The sequence below is a fragment of the Pseudomonas salicis genome, from assembly GCF_057128705.1.
The window spans coordinates 295,819-318,443 of the sequence record NZ_JBSKHU010000003.1; the positions used below are offsets into that span (position 1 = coordinate 295,819).

Consider the following 22,625-nt stretch of genomic DNA (forward strand, 5'->3'; position numbering starts at 1 on the left):
ATGCCGATGGCACGGGCCTTGCGAAGGCCTTAGTGTCCATGGTGACAAGGAGTACGGCATGATCCGCACCTTTTATGATGAGATGTACGATGCCGACGGTTCTGTCCGTCCGCATTATCGGGAATTCGCCCGCTGGCTGGGTGAAGCGCCACCTGAGTTGCTCGCTCAGCGTCGGCGTGAGGCCGATCTTTTGTTTCATCGCGCCGGGATTACCTTCACGTTGTACGGTGACGAGCAGGGGACCGAACGTCTGATCCCCTTCGATACGATTCCTCGCAGCATCCCCGCCAGTGAATGGCGCGTGGTCGAGCGCGGCTGCATCCAGCGCGTCAAGGCGCTGAACATGTTCCTCGCCGACCTTTATCACGACCAACGCATTATCAAGGCCGGGATCATCCCCGCCGAGCAGGTGCTGGCCAACGAGCAGTACCAGTTGGCAATGCAAGGCCTGAACCTGCACCGCGATCTCTATTCGCACATCTCCGGGGTTGACCTGGTGCGCGATGGCGACGGCACCTATTACGTCCTCGAAGACAACTTGCGCACCCCAAGCGGCGTGAGCTACATGCTCGAAGACCGCAAGATGATGATGCGCCTGTTCCCCGAATTGTTCGCCGCGCAACGCATCGCGCCGGTCGATCACTACCCGAACCTGTTGCTCGATACGCTGAAAAGCTCCAGCCCGCTGGATAACCCCAGTGTGGTCGTGCTGACGCCGGGCCGGTTCAACAGCGCGTTCTTTGAACATGCGTTCCTGGCGCGGGAAATGGGCGTGGAACTGGTAGAAGGCGCTGACCTGTTCGTGCGCGACGACCGCGTGTTCATGCGCACCACGGACGGCCCGAAAGCGGTGGACGTGATCTACCGTCGGCTCGACGACGCCTTCCTCGATCCGCTGGCGTTCAACCCGGATTCGATGCTCGGCGTGCCGGGCCTGCTGTCGGCCTATCGCTCGGGCAATGTGGTGCTGGCCAACGCCATTGGCACCGGGGTCGCCGACGACAAATCGGTGTACCCGTTCGTGACCGACATGATCCGCTTCTACCTCGACGAAGAGCCGATTCTGAAAAACGTGCCGACCTGGCAATGCCGCAAACCGGAAGAGCTGTCCCACGTGCTGGCCAATCTTGGCGATCTGGTGGTCAAGGAAACCCAGGGCTCCGGTGGCTACGGGATGCTGGTCGGTCCGGCGGCGACGGCGGCGGAAATCGAGTCGTTTCGTGCCCGTCTGAAAGCCAAGCCTCACGCGTACATCGCTCAACCTACCTTGTCCCTGTCGACCTGTCCGACCTTCGTCGAGAACGGCATCGCCCCGCGACACATCGACCTGCGCCCCTTCGTGTTGTCTGGCCGCGAAACCCGCGTGGTTCCCGGTGGACTGACCCGCGTTGCGTTGCGCGAAGGGTCTTTGGTGGTCAACTCGTCGCAGGGTGGCGGAACCAAGGACACTTGGGTGGTCGAGGATTAAGGATGCCTGCCAATGCTAAGTAGAACTGCCTCGGATTTATATTGGATGTCGCGGTACCTGGAGCGGGCGGAAAACCTCGCACGGATGCTGGACGTCAGTTACTCGCTGTCGCTGATGCCTCAGGACGGACGCGGGGATGGCCTCAATGAACTCGCCATGCCGCTGCTGATCACCGGAACCCTGGACGATTACCGCGAGCGCCACGGCGATCTTCATGCCGAGCGCCTGCTGCATTTCTTCGCGCTGGACGCCGAGAATCCCGCCAGCATTTTCAGCTGTCTGGCGGCGGCGCGGGCCAGTGCCCATGCGGTACGTGGGCGTATTACCGCGGACATGTGGGAAAACATCAACTCGACATACCTGGAAATTCGCGGCATCGCCGAACAGGGCCTGAGCCGATATGGCATGAGCCGGTTCTGCGAGTGGGTCAAGGAGCGTTCGCACCTGTTCCGTGGGGCGACCTACGGCACCATCATGCGTAACGACGCGTTCCGTTTCATTCGGCTGGGCACCTTCATCGAACGCGCCGACAACACCCTGCGCATGCTCGATGCCCGCTATGAAATGCTTGAACTGCGCGGGCCGTCTGCCAACGCGGCAGCGGACAGCTCAGCAGCGGGTTACTACCAGTGGAGTGCCTTGCTTCGGGCACTGTCGTCGTTCGAAGCCTACACCGAGGTCTACCGCGACGCGCCGGGTGCGCGTCAAGTCGCCGAATTGCTGCTGTTGCGCGCCGACATCCCGCGTTCACTGCGCGCCTGTCTTGAAGAACTGGACCTGATTCTCGCCAGCCTGCCGGGGGCCAATGGCCGTCCCGCGCAACGCCTGGCCGCCGAACTCGACGCTCGTCTGCGCTATACCGGCATCGACGAAATCCTCGGCGAAGGCCTGCACGAATGGTTGAACGAATTCATTCCGCTGCTGGCCCAACTGGGTAACGTTATTCACACTTCCTATCTGGAGGCAGCATGAGACTGTCCATTAGTCACGAGACCACCTATCACTACGACGATCAGGTCCGCGCCAGCATCCAGTATTTGCGTCTGACCCCCCACGACAGCGAGCGCCAGCAGGTGCTCAGTTGGCAACTGGCACTGCCGCGCCCGGTTCGTGCGCAGGTCGATCCGTTCGGCAACATTCTGCACGTGTTGACCCTGGACGAACCCCATGAGGCCATCGTCATCGGCGCGCGTGGGCAGGTGGAAATCGACGAGAAGCGTGAAGCCGAACATGAAAGCCAGTCTTCGCTGCCGTTCTTGCGCTTCACCCGCCTGACCGAAGCGGACGAAGCCATGCGTGAGTTCGCGGCCCGTGAAACCAAGGCGCGCACTGACCGCACCGGGCTGATCGATCTGATGCAGGCGCTGAACCAGCACATCGTTTACACACCGGGCTCGACGGCCGTCGATACCAGTGCTGCTCAAGCCTTTGCCAACGGGGCAGGGGTTTGCCAGGACCACACTCACGCGTTTCTCGCCTGCGCCCGCAGTCTTGGCGTGCCTTCGCGTTACGTGTCGGGATATTTGTACAGCGATAGCAGCGAGCATTTGTCGAGTCATGCGTGGGCCGAAGCGTGGATCGAAGGTGCGTGGTACAGCTTTGACGTGACCAACCAACTGGCCATTCCTGAGCGTCATCTGAAGCTGGCGGTGGGTCTGGATTACCTCGACGCCTGCCCGGTGCGTGGCATGCGTCGCGGCGGTGGATGTGAACAGATGCACGCGAAGGTGGTGGTTTCGGATTCAGCGCCCATTGCTAAGCCGGTCGTGCAGATGCAGGTGCAGCGGCAGTCGTGAGGATAGTTTCAGTCTCGATTCGTTGCTGACACGCCAAAACACTGCCTGGCACGAAACCTGTGGGAGCGAATTCATTCGCGAAAGAGGGTTCTGTCGATAGAGACGTGTCGGCTGGACCGGCCAATCGCGAATGAATTCGCTCCCACAGTAGTTTTGCGCCAGACCTGGAGCGTTTTACTGGCCAGCTTTACGTCCTGCCATGTGCTTCAAATACGCCACGACCTGATCCAGCTCCTGATCCGACAACACCTCCTGAGTGATCGCCGGCATCTTCGCCTGCGGCCATTGGCGCAGGTTCTGCGGATTGCGGATGTACAGCTTCAGATAATCCCCGGCGAAATATTCGGTGGGGTTGTGCGGGATGTTCAAGTCCGGGCCCAACTGCGAATCCCCCGCGCCATTCAGCCGGTGGCACGCTAAACAATTCTTCTGAAACAGCGCGAAACCTTTGTTGACAGGATCGTCTGCGGCGAGCTTCGCGTCAGGTAACAGCGCCGGAAATCGCTCAGCGACCGACGCCAGCAATTTGATCTGGCCGACCGCATACGGCCACTGCTCAGGGCTGATCTTGCTCGCCGCCGGGTCGGTCCACACCAGATAAAACGGTCCGGCGCTCGGCTTGTCCTGGCTCAATCCAGGCCACGGATGCGCGGGGTCTTCAACGGCAAGCCAGGCCTGTGAGCCGGTCTTTTGCAGCAGCGGCCCTGCGGGCATTTCCGCTGCAAAACCATCGGTGGCGACGGCTTGCAGATGGGCATCGCCTGTCACGCCTTCAAGCAGAGCCGCCACGGGCACGGCGCGATAGTGCATCTCGCGCTTGTAGGACACGTCGGCGGGGATGTCGATGTCTCGGGCTTGAGGGTGCTGCAGGAGCTGGTCGGTGTTCCAGGTCTTGGCGCCATGGCCCAGATCGACCGTCAATTGTGCCGCGTACGCAGGCAAGGCCAGCAAGGTGCCGGCCAGCAGGAAAAGGAAGCGCAAGATGGGGTTACTCCGCAGGATCGTCGGTGACGTCGTACAGCGCGTTGTGCAGTTCGTCATAAGTGCCGCCGTTGATGATGCTGTTGTAGCCCGCTTTCATCAACTTGTCCTGGGCACTGCTGGCGCGCGCGTTGCTGGAGCTGAACACGACCATCACCAGATTGCGGTCAGTCATCACCTGTTTGAGTTGCGGCACCAGACGGCGGTCGTCCACGCGCACGGCATTGAGCACCGTGCCCGCGTCATAATCGGTCTGGCTGCGCACATCGATGGCCAGTTTGCCATCCCTGATTGCGGCCACAGCCTCGGCCTGTTCGACCGGCCCGGCCTGCGCGACGACGCTGAAACCCAGTGCGAAAACTGCCAGCCACTGACGCATGCGCTCACCTCCCTGTTTCGATAGAAAGAGGGTGGCACAAATACGCTGTGTCGCAAGCGTGGATTCACAGTCTCAGCCGAACAAACGGGTCATGTTCGGCAAAATCAACAGGAGAGTGGTGGCGAAAACAATCAGCCCGGCTTGACGTACTTTCGAATGCTTGAACATGGCGCATGCCTTTTGTTGTTATTCCTGAGCGACAAAAGCTCACCGGCTTCGTCAAGGGAGGAAGCGGCAGCTGGCAAAGGTGAAATCAAAGAGCAGGTGTCCCGACAAGTGATCGGCGACGGGGGCGCTATACGAAACGTTTTTATTGCGCCTCTGCTACAGACTTAACCTTAGAGCCCACGTGCCACGCTGCTTAGAACGGTTTGATATGAATAATGCGATTTGGTTAGGAAGAATGGCGATAAGGCGATTCGCTAGCATGAAACACTCCCTTGCTAGACGCATCGGCGGAAATCACGGGAACTCCGATAGCTGACTACCGTTCGTCCGAGTCCGAAACTTCCCACAACAAGCTAGTCTTGATCACAGTCAAGTGAACTGAGCACTTCCATCATTGAACGTATCTGTGTGACCGTTATGGTGTCAGCAGAACAAAAATTTCCAGCAGGGCAGCGAGGGACACAATGACCGAAGCGTTTATTTTCGATGCGCTGCGCACACCCCGTGGCAAAGGCAAGCCCGACGGGTCGCTGTACAGCGTCAAGCCAGTGGATTTGCTGGCGGGGTTGATGAGGGAGCTGCAGCTGCGCACGCACCTGGACACTGCTCAGGTCGACGACATCGTGCTGGGCTGCGTGACGCCGATTGGCGATCAGGGCGCCGACATTGCCAAGACGGCGGCACTGGTCGCCGACTGGGCCGTCAATGTGGCGGGCGTGCAGGTCAACCGGTTCTGTGCCTCAGGCCTGGAAGCGGTGAATCTGGGGGCGATGAAAGTTCGATCCGGATTTGAGGACCTGGTGGTGGTCGGCGGCGTGGAGTCCATGTCCCGCGTGCCGATGGGCAGCGACGGCGGCGCCTGGGTGCTGGACCCGCTGACCAACCTGCACACCCAGTTCACCCCTCAAGGCATTGGCGCGGACCTCATCGCGACGATTGAAGGCTTCAGTCGTGAGGATGTGGACCGGTTCGCGCTGCACTCCCAACAAAAAGCCGCAGCCGCCCATGAACGCGGGGCGTTTCGCCGATCACTGGTGCCTGTTCGCGATCAGAACGGCCTGTTGCTGCTGGACCATGACGAGTTCATTCGCGGCGACTCGACGCTGGACGGCTTTGGCAAACTCAAGCCCAGCTTCGAAGCCATCGGCCAGATGGGGTACGACGCAACGGCGCTGCGGGTCTACAGCCATGTCGAACGCATCCACCACGTGCACACGCCGGGCAACAGCTCGGGGATCGTCGATGGCGCGGCGTTGATGCTGGTGGGGTCGCAGCAAAAGGGTCAGGAACTGGGGTTGCGGCCTCGGGCGCGGATCGTCGCGACGGCGGTGACCAGCACTGACCCGACCATCATGCTTACCGGCCCCGGCCCGGCGACACGCAAAGCGTTGGCGCGAGCGGGGTTGAAGATCGACGACATCGACCTGTTCGAAGTGAACGAAGCCTTCGCCTCGGTGGTGTTGAAGTTCATCAAAGACATGAACGTGGACCCGGACAAGGTCAACGTCAACGGTGGCTCGATTGCCCTGGGTCACCCCCTCGGCGCCACTGGCTGCATCATCCTCGGCACCTTGCTCGACGAACTCGAAGCGCGCCAGCTGCGGTACGGGCTGGCGACCCTGTGCGTGGGCGGTGGCATGGGGATTGCGACGATTATCGAGCGGGTGTGATACAGGGCATCATGGCGTGTGAATGCTGAACCTGTGGGAGCGAATTTATTCGCGAAAGGGGCGGTACGAACAATGCACCTCTGTCGCCCGTGCGATTTTCGCGAATGAATTCGCTCCCACAGAGGCTGTATTCCACAGATGAAGACTCAGACGCTGCACACATTTTATATAAAAAACAGCTTCAGGAAGAAGAACGCATGACTGACGCCATCCACTACGACCTCGGCCCCGATCAGATCGTGACGCTGACGCTCGACATGCCCGGCCAGCAGGCCAACACCATGAACGAGACCTATCGCCAGGCGATGGGTGAAACACTGGCTCGTTTGCAGGTCGACAAAAGCAGCCTCGTCGGCGTGATCATCCGCTCGGCGAAAAAAACCTTCTTTGCCGGGGGTGATCTCAACGAGCTGGTGCAGGTGGATAAATCTCGCGCCCCGTGGTTCTACCAGATGACGCTGGACCTCAAGGCGCAGCTCCGCGCTCTGGAAACCCTAGGCAAACCCGTGGTCGCCGCGATCAATGGCGCGGCGCTGGGAGGGGGATGGGAACTGTGCCTCGCGTGCCACCATCGCATCGCGCTGGACGAAAGACACGTGCGCCTCGGCTTGCCGGAAGTCACCCTCGGCTTGCTGCCCGGTGGCGGCGGCACGGTGCGGCTGGTGCGGATGCTGGGGCTGGAAAAGGCGTTGCCGCTGCTCATGGAAGGCCGAATCCTCAACCCACAACAAGCGCTCAAGGCGGGGCTGATCGATCAGTTGGCCCACGATGCCGAGGACCTGCTGGCCAAGGCGCGCGAGTGGATACTGGCCAACCCGTCGCCGAGCAAAGCGTGGGATCAGCCGGGGTTTCAGATGCCCGGCGGCACGCCTTCAAACCCGAAAGTGGCGCAGATGCTGGCGATTGCTCCGTCCATGCTGCGCAGCAAAACCCAAGGTCTGTACCCCGCGCCCGAGAAGATCCTCGCCGCCGCCGTTGAAGGCGCGCAGGTGGATTTCGCCACCGCCGAAAAGATCGAGGCCCGCTATTTCACGGAGCTGACCACCGGCCAGATCGCCAAGAACATGATCGGCACCTGGTTTCAGCTCAATGAACTCAATGCCGGTGAGTCGCGGCCCAAGGCACCTCCCGTGTACCACATGCGCAAGGTCGGGATTCTTGGTGCCGGGATGATGGGCGGCGGCATCGCTTATGTGACCGCGCTGGCCGGGGTCGACGTAGTGCTGAAAGACGTCAACCTGGCCACTGCGCAAAAGGGCAAGGACTACTCCGTCCGGCTGCTCGACAAGCAGGTCGCCAGCGGCCGGATCAAGCCCGAACAGCGCGATGCCGTGCTGGGCCGGATCAAGACCACGGGTCGGGACAGCGATCTTGAAGGCTGCGACCTGATCATCGAAGCGGTGTTTGAAGACCGTGAACTCAAGGCCCAGGTCAGCGCTGCCGCCGAGCAAGTGGTGGTGCCGTACGCGGTGATCGCTTCCAACACTTCGACGCTGCCGATCACCGGGCTGGCCACGGCGGTCAGTCGGCAGGAGCGGTTCGTCGGCATGCACTTCTTCAGCCCCGTGGACAAGATGCGGCTGGTGGAAATCATCAAGGGTGCCCGCACCAACGACATGACCCTGGCCCGTGCGTTTGACTTCGTGCAGCAGATCAACAAGACGCCCATCGTGGTCAACGACGCCCGTGGCTTCTTTACCTCCCGCGTGTTCGCGACCTTCACCAATGAAGGCATCGCCATGCTCGGTGAAGGCATTTCGGCGGTAATGATCGAAACCGAAGCGCGCAAGGCCGGGATGCCGGTCGGGCCACTGGCGGTGTCTGACGAAGTGTCCCTCAGCCTCATGAGCCACATCCGTCAGCAGGCGCGGAAGGATCTGGCGGAGCAAGGCGAAACACCAACAGAGCACCCCGCCACGGCGGTGATCGACTTGTTGCTGAACGAATACAAGCGCGCGGGCAAAGCGGCGGGGGGCGGTTTCTACGATTACCCCGAAGGTGCGCCCAAACGCCTGTGGCATGAACTCAAGGCCCGCTTCGAAAAGCCCGACGCGCAGATCGCGGGACAGGAAATTCGCGACCGACTGCTGTTCATTCAGGCCATTGAGACCGTGCGCTGTGTGGAGGAGGGCGTGTTGCGCTCGACCACCGACGCCAACATCGGCTCGATCTTCGGCATCGGCTTTCCGGCGTGGACGGGCGGCGCGTTGCAGTTCATCAATCAGTACGGGCTCAAGGACTTCGTCGCCCGCGCGCAGTATCTGGCAGAGCATTACGGCGAGCGTTTTGAGCCGCCCGCGCTGTTGCTGGACAAGGCGCTCAATGGCCAAACGTTCTGATCGCCGCGACGTTGTCCTGTACAGCAACCGTTCAGACTTAGGTCAAATGACGGCACAGTGGCCCTTGCCTTGCCTCAGCCTTCAAGGCAGGCTTGGGCGTGTGCATTTTCGCCTTGTCGCTTCAGGTATTTTTCATGTCGTTACGCATCTGCATTCTCGAAACCGACGTTCTTCGCCCGGAACTGGTCGATCAATACACAGGTTATGGGCGGATGTTCGAATCCCTGTTCTCGCGCCAGCCGATCCCCGCCGAATTCGTCGTCTACAACGTGATGCACGGCAATTACCCGTCAGATGACGAGCATTTCGACGCGTACCTGATCACCGGCTCCAAGGCCGATTCTTTCGGCACCGACCCGTGGATTCAAACCCTCAAGACCTACCTGTTGGAGCGCTACAAGCGTGGCGACAAGCTGCTGGGCGTGTGCTTCGGCCATCAATTATTAGCCCTGCTGCTTGGCGGCAAGACCGAACGCGCGACCCAAGGATGGGGCGTGGGCATTCACCACTACGATCTGGCGCCTGCCACGCCGTGGATGACTCCGGCGATGGACAAACTGACCCTGCTGATCAGCCACCAGGATCAGGTCACGGCATTGCCCGAAGGCGCGACGGTCATCGCTTCAAGCCCGTTCTGCCAGTTCGCGGCGTACCACATCAATGATCAGGTGCTGTGCTTTCAGGGCCACCCCGAGTTCATCCACGAGTATTCGCGCACCCTGCTCGACATTCGCCAGCAAACCCTGGGTGAGCAGGTCTACAGCAAAGGCGTTGCCAGCCTGAACGAAGACCACCACGGCACGACTGTGGCGGAGTGGATGATGCGGTTTGTGGCCAGCAAGCCAGCCAACGGCAAGCAACCAGCGGCAAGCTGACAACAGCGACGAGCTACAAGCGCAGAGAACCTGCAGCTTGTAGCTCGCCCGGTGCTTCACAACCAGCCCGACCGCTTGAAGCTCGCAAATAGAATCCCGCACCCGCCCACTATCACCCCCAACACCGCGAAATAGCCGTAATGCCAGCTCAGCTCCGGCATGTTCTGGAAGTTCATCCCGTAAATCCCGGCAATCGCGGTGGGGAACGCCAGGATCGCAGCCCACGCGGCGAATTTGCGTTGGGTCAGGCTTTGCCGTGATGACTCCAGCAACAGGCCGATTTCAATGGTCTGGCTGGCGATGTCCCGCAGGTTGGCCAAATCCTCCATCTGCCGTTTCACATGGATTTCCACGTCACGGAAATACGGGCGCATGTTCTTGTCGATAAAGGGGAAGCTCAGCTTCTGCAACTCTTCACCGATCTCAACCATTGGCGCTACGTAACGCCGAAGGCGCAGCAAATCCCGTCGCAAGGCGTGGATGCGGTGAATGTCGGCTTCGTTGAGCTCTGTGCTGAGCACGCTGTGCTCCAGTTCCTCAAGCTCGCAGTGAATGGCTTCGGTGACCGGCTGATAGTTTTCAGTCACAAAATCGAGCAGGGCATAAAGCACGAAATCTTCGCCGTGCTCCAGCAACAGCGGCCGCGCCTCGCAACGTTGGCGCACCAGGCCGTAGGACTTCGAATCGCCATTGCGCGAGGTGATGATGTAGCCCTTGCCCGCGAAGATGTGGGTTTCGATGAAGATCAGCTTGCCGTTCTCGCGGATTGGCGCATAAGTCACGATGAACAGCGCGTCGCCGAAGGTCTCCAGCTTGGGGCGGCTATGGACTTCCAGCGCATCTTCGATGGCCAGTTCATGCAGACAGAATTGCTTTTGCAGGGTGGCCAGCTCTTGAGCATTGGGCTGCTCCAGGCCGATCCAGACGAAATGGCCGGGCTTTGCGGCCCAGGCGGCCCCTTCGTCGAGGGTGATGTTAGTGACTTTTTTCCCGGCGCTGTAAACCGCGGCAGCAACGACTCGACCCATGATGGTTGGCTTCTTCTTTTAGGAGGACATCACACGCAGCTTAGCGTGCTCTCTCCTGTCAGAGTCGGCCAACTTCGACGAGTTCGAGGGTTTTAGGTGAGTTGTTCAGCGTCGGTTTGGGCAAGCGCCTCGTGGGTGCGCTGCGGGTTGTCCATTTGCTCGATGCAGGCTTGCATCTGGCTGTGGCACAGGGCGATCAGCTCCGGGATGTCATCGCTGGTCAGGCCGGTGGTGGACAATGCGGGCAGCGAGCGAATCATCACTTGGCCGCTGTCCCATTGGTTCAGGCGCATGTCCCGGAAGTAGGTGCTGACACACACCGGCACGATGGGCACACCGGCGTCGATGGCCATCTGGAATGCGCCGCGTTTGAACGGCAGCAGACCTTTGCCCTGATTGCGGGTGCCCTCGGGGAAGACCCAGATCGACGTGTCTTTGTGTTGCAACGCCTCGGTGGTCTTGCGAATGGAAAGCCGCGCGCGCAGGGGGTTGCCCCGGTCGATCAGCACATTGCCTGCCAGCCAGAACAGCTGGCCGAAAAACGGCACCCATTTCAGGCTTTTCTTGCCGATGCAGACGGTGCGTGGCGGCACGATGTTGCCGAGGATGAACAGGTCGTAGTTCGACTGATGATTGGCGACGATCACGCATGGGCGAGAACGATCGAAATGCGCGCCCATCTGGGCTTTGAGGCGCAGGCGCAGAATCCACATCGCCGGCAGTGCGTAGAGGCGGGCGCACAGGCGGCTGTTGTCGGGGTTGAACGGACGGCAGATGCCCAGCGCCAGACCCAACGCACCGGCGATGACGAAATGCACACCCAGCAGCAACATACGCAGGACGAACAGCATGCGAACCACTCTCGTAACAAAAGGTGGCGCAGTGTACGGATGTGCACTTGAATCGGCAAATGCCAGACAGACGGGTGGTATTCGGCGAATTTAAGCGGATGTTTCAAGAGTCCGTGAACGACCCGGGTCGCGCTGTGGGAGCGCATGGCCCCCTGTAGGAGTGAGCTTGCTCGCGAAAGCGCCCGTCCAGTCAATCGGTGTGTGGCTGACGGATGGCCTTCGCGAGCAAGCTCACTCCTACAGGTGCGTGCGTCAATCAGAGGGGCTGGCGAGCCGCCCTTAAAACTGATGCTGTCGATCCAGCTCGATAGCCTTGTCCAGCATTTCCAGAAACGCCTTGCGCACCTTCAATTTGGTCTGCTTGTGCGCCTTCATGTTGATCTTCTTCAGCTGCAAGGCCACGGTGCGTGCGGTGTCGACGAGCGCTTCGGGCGCCACGACCTTGTCCAGAAAACCGGCCTGAAGCGCGTCGTGGGGGGCGAACATTTCACCGTTGATCACCGAGCGGCCGAACGCGCTGTTGCTCAGGCGATCACGGGCCAGTTCGATGCCCGCGTGGTGCATGGTCATGCCGATCTGCACTTCGTTCAGACCGATGCTGAACGGGCCTTCGACGCCAATGCGATAGTCCGCCGACAGCAGCAGAAAGGCGCCTTTGGCCACGGCATGCCCGCCGCAGGCAATCACGATAGGGAAGGGGTGCGACAACATGCGGCGGGCCAGCGTCGAGCCAGCGGCGACCAGGTCCATCGCGGCTTCGGGGCTGGAGGTCATGATTTTCAGGTCATAGCCGCCAGAAAGAATGCCCGGCTGCCCGGTGATGATCACCACGGCGCGGTCTTTCTCGGCTTGATCCAGGGCGGCATTGAAAGCAGCGACCACATCGCCGCTGATGGCGTTGACCTTGCCGTTGCTCAGGGTGAGCGTGGCGACGCCGTCGTCCAGTTGATAGGCGACCAAATCACTCATGGCACGAGTCCTTATTGTTGTGAGATGGCGCAGACGTTACTCACCCCAAGGGGCAAGGTAAAGCGCTAAGGGTGACTGGCAAGTCAGGGTTTCGGGCCGCGTGGAGGGCAGAAAGGTGCGGCCCGAGGGAGTGGGACGGGGTTTACTCAGGAATGGCGTTTGCGGCGCGGTATTCTTCCCAGTCGATGCCGAGGGTTTCAGCGGCTTCTTTATGGGCTTCAAGTCGCATCGACTTGAGTTGCTCGGGTGTTTCAGCGATGAAAGTCAACGCCAGTTCCCATGTCTCGATGCCTTGGGCCTCTGCTTCATCTTCGAAGGCCCAGCGAATCTGATCCTGCTGGTCTTTCGGGGAAAGGTTTGCGATCTCGGCCTGAAGGGTCGGGTTGGTCACGATGTACTTTGCCAGGGCAGCTTCGGTCCAGTCATTTGCGTTCATGCGAAGCGATTCTCCAATAGAGCGAGCTGTCGTAGGCTTTGAACGATAAGTGGCTGCGCTCAGCCATGCTGCGTTAAAAACAGGCTCGGAATGCTTATTTAGGTCCCTAAAGTCGATCGCGACCCCGGCCGTTCCTCACCTGTTTTTGCCTTGCCTGGCTTTCGCTCGCCGACTTCTCGTTCAAACCCGTTTTTTGTAGGTCACTGACGTGAAAACCGATTGTGCGGGATGTCGGTCGCGGGTGCCACCCGTAGATGCGCCACCGGTCGTGCTGAAAACGAAGGGGGCCCGCTGATTGGCGAGCCCTTTCTTTAACGGCGGATGGTCGCTTAACCGATGGCCATCGGCTTCTTCACGTTGCGGTGGGCGTTGCTGCCCAGCAGCGGGTGCGGGCCGTGGTCGCTGTACACGCCCACCGGTTCCGGGAAGGTGCGCAGCAGCGTGATGTACAGCAGCGCCGCCAAGCCCAGGGTAATCGGCAGGCTAATGTCGATACCGCCTGCCAGATTACCCAAAGGTCCCACGAACTGCCCCGGCAGGTTCACGAAGCACAGGCCCACCACCGCGCTCGGAATCCAGGCACCCAGACCGCGCCAGTTCCAGCCGTGCTCGAACCAGTAATGACCGCCACTTTGGCCACGGGTGAACACTTGCAGGTCAGCCGGGTGGTAGAAGCCACGTCGGATGATCAGCCCCAACACCATGATCACGATCCACGGCGAGGTGCAGGTGACGATCAGCACCGCGAAGGTCGACACGCTCTGCACCAGGTTGAAGGCGAAACGGCCGATGAAGATGAAGGCAATGGCTGCGATACCAATCAGAATCGTCGCCTGTGCGCGATTCAACAGGCGCGGGAACATGCTCGACATGTCCAGACCCGTGCCATACAGCGAAGTGGTGCCGGTGGACATGCCGCCGATGATCGCGATCAGGCACACCGGCAGGAAGAACCAGCTCGGCGACACGGCCAGCAGACCGCCCACATAGTTGTTGTCAGTGATGTACTGCGGCGCTTGGGTCGCGACGATGGTCGCGGTGCACAGGCCGAACAGGAACGGAATCAGGGTGCAGACCTGTGCCAGAAACACCGACGCCATGATGCGTTTTTTCGACGTGTGCCGTGGGATGTAGCGCGACCAGTCACCCAGAAACGCGCCGAAAGATACTGGGTTGCTCATCGCCAATAGTGCCGCGCCGATAAACGCCGCCCAGAAACCTTCGTTGCCCTGATTCACGGTGCCCGCAAAACCCGCGTCGAAGCTGCCGCTGAACGCGAAGATGCCCAGCAGGAACAGCAGGCTCGACGCGAACACCGCGATCTTGTTGACCCACAGCATGAAGCGGAAGCCGTAGATGCACACCACCAACACCAGCACCGCGAATACGCCATAGGCGACGGCCAGGGTCAGGTCGTTTTCCGGCAGACCGACCATGCGCTTGGCGCCGCCGATCAGCGCATCGCCCGAACTCCACACTGACAGCGAAAAGAACGCCACGGCCGTCAGCAACGAGAGGAACGAGCCGACAATCCGCCCGTGAACGCCGAAGTGGGCGCCCGAAGACACCGCGTTGTTGGTGCCATTCAGCGCGCCGAACAGCCCCATCGGCGCCAGAATGATCGAGCCCAGCACGATGCCCAGAAGGATCGACCAGACACCGGCCTGGAAGGACAACCCGAACAGCACCGGGAAACTGCCCAGCACCGCCGTGGCAAAAGTGTTCGCGCCGCCGAAGGTCAGGCGAAACAGATCGATCGGTGACGCATCGCGTTGATCGTCCGGAATTTGTTCGACACCAAAGGTTTCGATACGGGTTGTGGGATGTGACATGACGGATTCCTGCGCGCTGTCGTGTTGTTATGAGGCCTGCATCTGCATGCGGCCCGTATTTTTGCGACCGGATATCTCGCGGCCGTGGCATTGGCAGTGGTCGGTATCCCGACCGAAAGTGCGTAAACGTTTTGATTCTTATAAATGAACGGGCGCGGCTACGCGGTGTGATCGGGCTGCGCCGACAGGTGTTCGTGGCAACACAACCAACGGCGACCGTCGTGCCGGAAGACGATGGTTTCCCGCTCGTGGAACTGGGTTTCTTCGGTGCCGAAACGGACGCGGGTCGCGACGTCGTGCATGAAAATCGCCACGTCACCCTGAAGGCTGATGTGCGCGTTGCTGGATTGGCAATCGAGCACTGCAAAGCCGTCCGCTTGCCAGCCCACCCACACCTCGCGATACGCGGCGCGGGACAGCAGCGGGGCAGGGAGGGTGTAGAAGAAAAAGGTCGCGTCTTCGCTAAAGGCCTCGAAATACGCGTCGGTGTCGTTGCTGGCGAAGGCGGCGACCAGGGCGGTTGCGGCGTTTTGAACGTGTTCTTTGAGATGTGGGGTGGAGGTCATGGCCGGCTCGTTTTTGTGATTCTGGCGATGGGGCACGACTTTAAGCAGCTCTTACATTCGGTAACATCGTTGCCGATAAATACTTAGTTCAGGAAATTCGGAAGTAAGGTTTACACGTTCTTCCCGTGCAGGCTTGTTTGGGATCGTGGTATGCCATGGGTTCATCGTTCACCAGGCTGCCGTTTTCGCTGCCGTCATAACCTCCGGCGTCTCCACGGGATCGAGCCACGTCGATGATCTGCTAACGCCATCAAACCTGTGGGAGCAGACGGAGTTTAGGACGGCCGCGGAGGCTATTTCGCGCCGGACTGAAACAGGCTGCCTTTCACCGGCTGGCGAACCCTGCCCCCCGACGGGTCGAAACACGCGCTGTTGTAAATCGGTGCGACACAGCGAGAGGGCACACCCGGAGGAGGTGGGCGGATGGCCTGCATGTGATCGGAAATTTCTTTTTCGTTGGTGATGATGATCCGGCTGCGTCGACTGACCTGCAGAATTTCGGTGGCGTTTTTATTCAGCCGATCAGGGAAATCCCGCTCTTCCCAATCGCTGGACAGGCGCGACTGGCCGGGGCGCTGCGGCATCGCCTCACCCACGTAATCCGGGCAGGGGGTCGAAGCAAAGCTTATCTTGCCGTCCCGCGCGACGCACTTGAACACCTCGGCGCTGGCCGCTTCACTGAGAACCAGTGCAATGCCCGTCAGCGCGAATAACAACCCTTTCATCGAAGCCCTCCCTGTGTGGCGCAAGGCTACCACCGGAGAGAGGGGCTGTCAGCGGGCGGCGACAGGTGTCAGTGGGTTTCGTGACTGGCTTTCTGCACCTTGGCCAGTGCCAGCGCAACGAACATATCGGCATCGCCCTGCAACACCCGCAGATGATCCTCGACGTGGTCGGCATTGCTGGGCTGCTCCTTGGTGTCCACCAGGCGCGTGACCTCACACAGCGCATTGGCCGTCACCCACAGGCTTTGTCGCAACTGTCCGATAATCCTCACTACACTTTCGGCGCTGTCGTGATCGTCATCAGGCTGACCGAGGGAAGGCAGCATCGGCACCTCCATCCGGTTGTTCGAATCGATGCCGGTGACGACACGACTGATGTCGACGCCGGCCGCCGCGATACGAAACAGATAATCGGCCCGGGGCAAACGCTGCCCACTTTCATAATGACCTTGAGCATTCGCCTCGACACCACCGATGGCGCCCAAGGCGCTCTGAGTGAGCTTCAAGCGTTTTCGTTCCTGCTTCAGGCGTTTGCCAATACCGTTCATCAACCTACTCCTGCGAAATCCGCGTCCTTTTTTCGTTGTGATGGCCGCGCAATGGGGGCTGGAATACGGGCTGGGTGATCTGACGCAAAACTAGCCTCGTACGTGACCGTTTCCCTCCGAACGGAGGTTACGACGCATAGACATTAGCTCCTCGAAAGGCGGGATGAAACGGTTTCCGATGTTCTGCGGGAAGTTAATGAACAGCGTAGCCAAAACTCGGCCAGAAACCTTCTGGTCGGATGTACGACTCATCCGTTCGAATGCGTCAGCCTCGTGATCAATGGCTCGATGGCCGGGCGCCGCGCTTGCCACTCGGCTTTCGTGATACCCAGCAACACGACATCAATGCGCTGACCCTCCTTGATGATGTTTTGCCGACGCACGCCCTCGATCTGAAACCCGAACTTCTGATGCATCTTGATCACTGCTGGATTGCTCTCCAGCACCTCGCAATTCAGCTTCTCAAGCCCCGCTTCATTAAAGGCATGATCCAGCATCCAGAGCTCCACCTGACTCCCCAGCCCCTTGCCCTGCAAACGCGCATCCAGATAAAACGCCCAATCCGCTGTCTTCTGCGCGGCATTGATCGCACTCAACGACACCACCCCCGCCAACACCCCGTCGAGCATCGCCACAAACACCGACTGCCGAGCATTCCCCACCAACGATGCGAGCCAGGCGTCATGTTCCGATTGAGAGATTTCGTGGGAGGTGTACATGAACCTGCGCACGTCCTCCTGATTCCGGAGCAGCCGCACGGCGGATTGAATGGCGGGAGGGGATTCGGTCAGGGGGGTGAAGTGCATGGGAGCGGTTCCTTGCATCGGGGGATGGAAGGGATCATACCCCGCCCTTGGGGAAAGGCTAATGCCGAACGGCACAAACGAAAAACCCCCGAATTCTCAAGGAATCTCGGGGGTTTCGTTTACATCGAATTTGGCGGTGAAGGAGAGATTCGAACTCTCGATACAGTTTCCTGTATACACACTTTCCAGGCGTGCTCCTTAAGCCACTCGGACACTTCACCGTATCTCTTCAGACGTTCAGTCTGTCGAGGCGCGCTAATGTATTCGAAGTCTCTTTCGAAGGCAAAGCTTTTTTTCAGATTTTTCATGCGGTTAAGCAGAAAAGCGCAAAGCCCGGCGTCTTTTCAGAGCCGGGGCCTGTTGTTGCGCGGTGCGACGGGGGAGATCAGGCGCCGAAGCCGCCGTCGATGGTGAGGCTGGCGCCGGTAACGTAGCCCGCTTCAGGGCCTGCGAGGTAAGCAACCATGGCGGCGATTTCTTCGGATTTGCCGTAGCGCGGCACGGCCATCAGGCCCAGCAGGGTTTCGGCGAAGTCGCTGTTGGCCGGGTTCATGTCGGTGTCGACCGGGCCGGGCTGTACGTTGTTGACGGTGATGCCGCGTGGGCCGAGGTCGCGGGCCAGGCCTTTGGTCAGGCCGACAAGGGCGGATTTGCTCATGGCGTAGACGCCGCCACCGGCGAAGGGCATGCGGTCGGCGTTGGTGCTGCCGATGTTGATGATGCGGCCGCCTTCCTTCATATGCACGGCGGCTGCCTGGGTGGCGATGAACACGCTGCGCACGTTGATGGCGAGGGTACGGTCGAAATCTTCCAGTTTGAAGTCTTCCAGCGGGGCGATGGCGAGGACGCCGGCGTTGTTGACCAGGATGTCCAGGCCGCCGAAGGTTTCAACGGTTTTGGCGACGGCGTCGCGGATGTCCTGTTCGCTGGCGCTGTCGGCCTTGATCGCCAGGGCTTTGCCGCCGCTGGCGGTGATGCTGTCTTGCAGGGCGCGGGCTTTGTCTTCGGAACTGACGAAGGTGAAGGCAACCGCTGCACCTTGTTCGACCAGACGTTTGACGATGGCTGCGCCGATGCCGCGGGAGCCGCCTTGGACCAGTGCAGTTTTGCCGGTGAGGTTGGTTGGGTGAGTCATGTCGATCTCCTGTAACCCGTGAGTAGTGAGTGGATGGGCGTCAGTATCCTGCGTGGATTAGGTTCTCGGTAGCGGGTAATCGCGATAGTCTGTGTAAACCAGAAGTTGTGAATGAGTGCGATGGAAAACTTCAGCAGTATCGAATGCTTCGTCCGCAGTGCCGAGGTCGGTAGCTTTGCCGAAGCCGCGCGCCGTCTGAGCCTGACGCCTGCCGCCGTGGGCAAGAGCGTCGCCAAGCTGGAGACGCGGCTGGGCGTGCGGCTGTTCCAGCGTAGTACGCGTCGGCTGACTCTGACGGAAGCAGGGCAACGATTTCTCGGCGAGGTGCGCACCAGCTTCAACACGATCCAGAACGCCGTGGCCAATCTGGCCAGTGCCGAGGGCAGCCCGGCGGGGACGTTGAAGGTCAGCGTCGGGACGATTTTCGGGTGCTTATACGTGGTGCCTTTGTTGGGCGAGTTTTTGCGGCGTTATCCGGCGATCACCCCGGACTGGCATTTCGATAACCGCCAGGTGGATCTGATCGGTCAGGGCTTCGACGCGGCCATCGGTGGTGGGTTCGACCTGCCCCAAGGCGTCGTCGCGCGCAAGCTCGCGCCCGCTCACCGTGTGCTGGTGGCCTCGCCGGAGTGGCTTGATGCTCATCCGAACCTGCGTCATCCCGATGAGTTGAGCGAGTGCGACGGCATTCTGATCCGCTCGCCACAGACCGGCCGTATCCGCTCCTGGCCGCTGACCCACCGCAATCAGGAGCAGACATCGCTGCGCCTCAAACTGCGCATGACCATGAGCGATTCGGAAGCAGCCTGTCTGGCGGCCGGGCAGAGCCTCGGCGTGGCGCTGGTGAGCATGCCCTTCGCGGTGCCGTACCTGCGCAGCGGCGCGTTGCGGCGGGTGTTGCCCGATTGGTACGTCGAGGACGGCCACGTCTGCATTTATTACAGTGAGCACAAGTTGCTGCCCGGCAAGACCCGGGCCTTTGTCGATTTCATCATCGAGCAGTTTGCCGAACAGCAGTGGGCGCGGCATTTCAGCGCCATTTGATTAAGAGGGCACGATGGATATTTCCCACAAGGCCGCGTTGGTCATCATCGACATGCAACAGGGCATCAACCATCCAAAGCTGGGACGGCGCAACAACCCGGAGGCCGAGCAACGGATGCTGGCGTTGCTCGCCGCGTGGCGCGACAGCGGGCGCACGGTGATTCATGTCCGGCATTTTTCCCGTTCACCGGATTCGGTGTTCTGGCCCCAGCAGTCTGGAGTCGAATTCCAGCCTGAGTTTTTGCCTTGGGACGGGGAAGGGGAGCTGCATAAGCAGGTGCCGGACGCGTTCTGCCATTCGGCGCTGGAAGGCTGGTTGCGGGCGGATGGGATCAATCAGGTGGTGATTGTCGGCGTGGTGACCAACAACTCGGTGGAGTCCACGGCCCGCACGGGAGGCAATCTGGGGTTTGAGGTGATCGTGCCCCATGACGCCTGTTACACGTTTGATGGCGCGGATTTTTTTGGCAAGGCGCGCAGTGCCGAGGACATTCATGCCATGTCATTAGGGAATCTGCACGGGGAGTATGCGCAGGTGGTGGCGACCGAGGACATTCTCCGGGGGCTCCTCTAGCCACACGACTTTGCTGGCGATTTTTCGGACGTCACCGTCAGCTAGCCGTGCTACCACAGGGGTACATGTATACAGCGAACCTCTGTAGGAGCGAATTCATTCGCGAGGCGGCGGTGCATCTGACACATCTGGGCCGCCTGGGTGATTTTTCGCGAATGAATTCGCTCCTACAGGTTGAGTGTTCCGGCCATGAAAGGTGTGTAACTCCTCTATAGCCTGAACCGCGCCATCTGCGCGGCGAGGTGTTCGGCCTTCTGCGACAACTTCTGGCAGTCCTCGCGGCAGGTCTTCACGTCGCTGACGGTGGATTGCGCCAGGTCGGCGATGCCCTGCACGTTGCGGTTGATCTCTTCGGTCACGGTGCTTTGTTCTTCCGTAGCCGCCGCGACCTGATGGTTGCGGTCGGTGAGTTCTTCGACGTGTCCGGCGATGGCGTCCAGCGATTGACCGGTACGACGACTGGCTTCAACGCCGGTGCCCGTGGCGGCCTGACCGGCGCGCATCGACGTCACGGCCTGATCGGCGCCGGTTTTCAGCTCGCCCATCATCTGCTGAATTTCCGTGGTCGCGCTCTGGGTGCGACCGGCCAGCGTCCGGACTTCATCGGCAACCACGGCAAAACCACGGCCCATTTCCCCCGCGCGAGCCGCTTCAATGGCCGCGTTCAGGGCCAGCAGGTTGGTCTGTTCGGAAATGCTGCGAATCACGCTTAGCACCTGATCGATGGTCGATATCTGCGTGGCGAGGTTTTCCACCGCACCCGCTGCCGTGCCGACGCCATCGGACATGCTTTGAATGTGATTGATGGATTCGCCGACCACGCGTTTGGCTGACACCGCTTCCTGATGGGTATTACGCGATACATCGGCAGCGGCACCGGCATTGCGGGCGATTTCTTGCACGGTCAGGCCCATTTCGTGAACGGCGGTGGCGACCATGTCGGTCATCTGTTGCTGCTTGAGCGCGCGGGTCGAGGTGCTGTCCACCACCCGCGCTACGTCCACCACGCTGTGCCGCACCTGCTCGGTGGTCTGCAGCACGTCGCCGATCAGCAGGCGCAGGCTTTCGATGAAACGGTTGAAGCCCCGGGCCAGATCGCCCAGTTCGTTGGCGCGGCTGTCATCCAGACGGCGGGTCAGGTCACCCTGGCCGCCGCCGATGTCCACCAGCGCGTTCGTCACTTGCTGAATCGGCCGGACGATGCCCCGCGCAATCCAGGCGACAAAACCGAGGAAGCACAGCACCACCGCGAGGCTGATCGCTGAAATCGTCGTCAGCGCCTCTTTCGCCGGGCCATAGACTTCGGCCAGCGGCACTTCGCTCACCAGCGTCCAGCCGAGTGAATCCACAGGTTTGGCGACCGCCACGTAAGGCTCGCCGCCGCGCTCGAACTCCAGCGCCTGACCCTTGCCGCTTTGGCTGAGCAGGGTGCGGGAAGCCGCATCGCCCACCAGTTGCGTCAGCGATTCGCGATCGTTGAAATCAGCGTTCGGGTGCACCTTGACCTTGCCATCGGGGCTGACCAGGTACACCTGACCCTCTTTGCCGAAGTGGAAATCACGGACCATTTGCGACAGCGCACTCATGCTGAAACCCAGGCCCGCCACGCCGACCACGGTGCCGTTGTGCTCGATGCGCTGGTTAATGAACAGCGTCGGCACCTTGGTCGTGGCGTCGATATCGATGTCCAGCGAGCGACGCTTGTTGCTGTCGAGGAAACCGTAGAACCAGTCGTTGTCCGCCGGGCCGCGTTGCAGGGTGCGGTCAGCGCCTTTGTTGGTGATGTAGTGGCCGCTGTCCTTGGCGACGATGAAGGTAGTCAGCGCGTTGTGCTGTTCCTTGATCTTCGCCAGGTAGCGGATGAAGGCCGCCTGTTGCGCAGGATCTTCGCCATTGCCGAGCCAGTCCGAGACCAGCGTGTTGTCGCCGATGTCGCTGGCCGCCGTAAGAGGCGCCGCCAACAGCCGTTCGAGGTCGTTGCGGATAGCATCGACGCTGGCAGGCATGGCTTGTTGCAGCAGATAACGATCAGTCAGTTTGTTCAGGGCAAAGGCGTAGATGCCAATCACGATCAGGCTGCTGATCACCAGCGCGGCCCCCATGCTCAGGGTCAATTGCCACTGAATACTCTTTCGCCAGACAGGCATGGAAAACTCCGCAAATACGCGCGCACAACCACGATGGAACAGTGCTGGTGGATGCGGCGGAGCAATAAGTGGGCCATGAAACTGATCAAGTGGTCAGATTATGAAGGCCATACACGTCCGCAACCCTCTGATTCATAGGTCGTGATCCGTCTGACGTTTTGTTTCAAAAGGATTTCAAAGATAAGTTGTGTACAAAAAATGAGTATTTTTGGAACAATAATAATTGGATGCTCACGCTTCGTGCGCGAGAAGCGTGCACTAAGCGCTCGCCGCTGCCATTTGGCTGAC

General features: G+C 60.3%; 21 protein-coding genes, 1 tRNA gene and 1 pseudogene. 8 read left to right on the forward strand and 15 right to left on the reverse strand.

What is annotated here, in order from left to right:
* Positions 1-58 precede the first annotated feature (58 nt).
* From ACWKWE_RS12070 to ACWKWE_RS12080, 3 genes are read left to right on the forward strand one after another with little or no spacing between them, the layout of a single operon-like run.
* Complete coding sequence (locus ACWKWE_RS12070; protein WP_341963722.1) at positions 59-1,468, forward strand: circularly permuted type 2 ATP-grasp protein; 1,410 nt, start codon at positions 59-61, stop codon at positions 1,466-1,468.
* Positions 1,469-1,480: 12 nt separating this feature from the next.
* The gene (locus ACWKWE_RS12075; protein WP_166594961.1) at positions 1,481-2,440 is read left to right on the forward strand and encodes an alpha-E domain-containing protein; all 960 of its coding nucleotides are present in this window, start codon (positions 1,481-1,483) and stop codon (positions 2,438-2,440) included.
* Entirely contained in the window at positions 2,437-3,264 is an 828-nt protein-coding gene (locus ACWKWE_RS12080) for a transglutaminase family protein (protein WP_483850647.1), read from the forward strand. Before ACWKWE_RS12075 ends, ACWKWE_RS12080 begins: the two co-directional genes overlap by 4 nt.
* Positions 3,265-3,438: 174 nt before the next feature.
* On the opposite strand, the gene ACWKWE_RS12085 is transcribed toward ACWKWE_RS12080, so the two are convergent.
* Both ACWKWE_RS12085 and ACWKWE_RS12090 read right to left on the reverse strand, forming a co-directional pair.
* Positions 3,439-4,245, reverse strand: a complete 807-nt coding sequence (locus tag ACWKWE_RS12085) for a cytochrome c (RefSeq protein WP_483850648.1) — start codon at positions 4,243-4,245, stop codon at positions 3,439-3,441.
* 7 nt (positions 4,246-4,252) lie between these two features.
* A complete protein-coding gene (locus tag ACWKWE_RS12090) occupies positions 4,253-4,624 on the reverse strand; it encodes a rhodanese-like domain-containing protein (RefSeq protein WP_166594964.1) in 372 nt (123 codons plus the stop codon).
* Positions 4,625-5,256: 632 nt separating this feature from the next.
* Here ACWKWE_RS12090 and ACWKWE_RS12095 point away from each other — a divergent pair.
* From ACWKWE_RS12095 to ACWKWE_RS12105, 3 genes are all read left to right on the forward strand, one after another.
* Positions 5,257-6,462, forward strand: coding sequence for an acetyl-CoA C-acetyltransferase (locus tag ACWKWE_RS12095; protein ID WP_483850649.1), 1,206 nt, complete (start codon positions 5,257-5,259; stop codon positions 6,460-6,462).
* 197 nt (positions 6,463-6,659) lie between these two features.
* On the forward strand, positions 6,660-8,801 hold the full coding sequence (locus ACWKWE_RS12100; RefSeq protein ID WP_483850650.1) for a 3-hydroxyacyl-CoA dehydrogenase NAD-binding domain-containing protein: 2,142 nt from the start codon (positions 6,660-6,662) through the stop codon (positions 8,799-8,801).
* Between the two features lie 134 nt (positions 8,802-8,935).
* The gene (locus ACWKWE_RS12105) at positions 8,936-9,676 is read left to right on the forward strand and encodes an amidotransferase (RefSeq protein ID WP_483850651.1); all 741 of its coding nucleotides are present in this window, start codon (positions 8,936-8,938) and stop codon (positions 9,674-9,676) included.
* Positions 9,677-9,732: 56 nt separating this feature from the next.
* On the opposite strand, the gene ACWKWE_RS12110 is transcribed toward ACWKWE_RS12105, so the two are convergent.
* The 11 genes from ACWKWE_RS12110 to ACWKWE_RS12160 all read right to left on the reverse strand — a co-directional run bounded on the left by ACWKWE_RS12110 (position 9,733) and on the right by ACWKWE_RS12160 (position 18,572).
* The gene (locus tag ACWKWE_RS12110; protein WP_166594968.1) at positions 9,733-10,704 is read right to left on the reverse strand and encodes a magnesium and cobalt transport protein CorA; all 972 of its coding nucleotides are present in this window, start codon (positions 10,702-10,704) and stop codon (positions 9,733-9,735) included.
* A gap of 92 nt (positions 10,705-10,796) precedes the next feature.
* On the reverse strand, positions 10,797-11,555 hold the full coding sequence (locus ACWKWE_RS12115) for a lysophospholipid acyltransferase family protein (protein WP_483850652.1): 759 nt from the start codon (positions 11,553-11,555) through the stop codon (positions 10,797-10,799).
* A gap of 279 nt (positions 11,556-11,834) precedes the next feature.
* Positions 11,835-12,524 carry a crotonase/enoyl-CoA hydratase family protein gene (locus ACWKWE_RS12120; protein WP_483850653.1) on the reverse strand — a complete coding sequence of 230 codons (690 nt, stop codon included), beginning with the start codon at positions 12,522-12,524 and terminating at the stop codon, positions 11,835-11,837.
* 142 nt (positions 12,525-12,666) lie between these two features.
* Positions 12,667-12,960, reverse strand: a complete 294-nt coding sequence (locus tag ACWKWE_RS12125) for a DUF6388 family protein (RefSeq protein ID WP_166594971.1) — start codon at positions 12,958-12,960, stop codon at positions 12,667-12,669.
* A gap of 329 nt (positions 12,961-13,289) precedes the next feature.
* Complete coding sequence (locus tag ACWKWE_RS12130; RefSeq protein ID WP_483850654.1) at positions 13,290-14,792, reverse strand: purine-cytosine permease family protein; 1,503 nt, start codon at positions 14,790-14,792, stop codon at positions 13,290-13,292.
* Between the two features lie 158 nt (positions 14,793-14,950).
* Positions 14,951-15,358, reverse strand: coding sequence for a YybH family protein (locus ACWKWE_RS12135; protein WP_483850655.1), 408 nt, complete (start codon positions 15,356-15,358; stop codon positions 14,951-14,953).
* A 293-nt stretch (positions 15,359-15,651) separates the two neighbouring features.
* Positions 15,652-16,083 carry a DUF4124 domain-containing protein gene (locus tag ACWKWE_RS12140; RefSeq protein ID WP_166594974.1) on the reverse strand — a complete coding sequence of 144 codons (432 nt, stop codon included), beginning with the start codon at positions 16,081-16,083 and terminating at the stop codon, positions 15,652-15,654.
* 68 nt (positions 16,084-16,151) lie between these two features.
* Positions 16,152-16,631: a helix-turn-helix domain-containing protein gene (locus ACWKWE_RS12145; protein WP_483850656.1), complete on the reverse strand. Its 480-nt coding sequence runs from the start codon at positions 16,629-16,631 to the stop codon at positions 16,152-16,154.
* Positions 16,632-16,879: 248 nt separating this feature from the next.
* Positions 16,880-17,437 (reverse strand): UDP-4-amino-4,6-dideoxy-N-acetyl-beta-L-altrosamine N-acetyltransferase, encoded by a 558-nt coding sequence (gene pseH, locus ACWKWE_RS12150; RefSeq protein ID WP_483850657.1) that lies wholly within the window; start codon positions 17,435-17,437, stop codon positions 16,880-16,882.
* Positions 17,438-17,568: 131 nt separating this feature from the next.
* Positions 17,569-17,658 (reverse strand) — tRNA-Ser (locus tag ACWKWE_RS12155).
* A gap of 164 nt (positions 17,659-17,822) precedes the next feature.
* The gene (locus ACWKWE_RS12160; RefSeq protein ID WP_341963740.1) at positions 17,823-18,572 is read right to left on the reverse strand and encodes a 3-oxoacyl-ACP reductase family protein; all 750 of its coding nucleotides are present in this window, start codon (positions 18,570-18,572) and stop codon (positions 17,823-17,825) included.
* Positions 18,573-18,692: 120 nt separating this feature from the next.
* On the opposite strand from ACWKWE_RS12160, the gene ACWKWE_RS12165 reads away from it, so the two are divergent.
* Both ACWKWE_RS12165 and ACWKWE_RS12170 read left to right on the forward strand, forming a co-directional pair.
* Positions 18,693-19,616, forward strand: coding sequence for a LysR family transcriptional regulator (locus ACWKWE_RS12165; protein ID WP_166595170.1), 924 nt, complete (start codon positions 18,693-18,695; stop codon positions 19,614-19,616).
* Between the two features lie 13 nt (positions 19,617-19,629).
* Positions 19,630-20,190: a cysteine hydrolase family protein gene (locus ACWKWE_RS12170; RefSeq protein WP_483850658.1), complete on the forward strand. Its 561-nt coding sequence runs from the start codon at positions 19,630-19,632 to the stop codon at positions 20,188-20,190.
* 209 nt (positions 20,191-20,399) lie between these two features.
* On the opposite strand, the gene ACWKWE_RS12175 is transcribed toward ACWKWE_RS12170, so the two are convergent.
* The gene (locus tag ACWKWE_RS12175; RefSeq protein ID WP_483850963.1) at positions 20,400-21,137 is read right to left on the reverse strand and encodes a methyl-accepting chemotaxis protein; all 738 of its coding nucleotides are present in this window, start codon (positions 21,135-21,137) and stop codon (positions 20,400-20,402) included.
* Positions 21,138-21,257: 120 nt separating this feature from the next.
* Positions 21,258-22,337 (reverse strand): annotated as a pseudogene (locus ACWKWE_RS12180) (HAMP domain-containing protein); the annotation flags it as partial.
* Between the last annotated feature and the right edge of the window lie 288 nt (positions 22,338-22,625).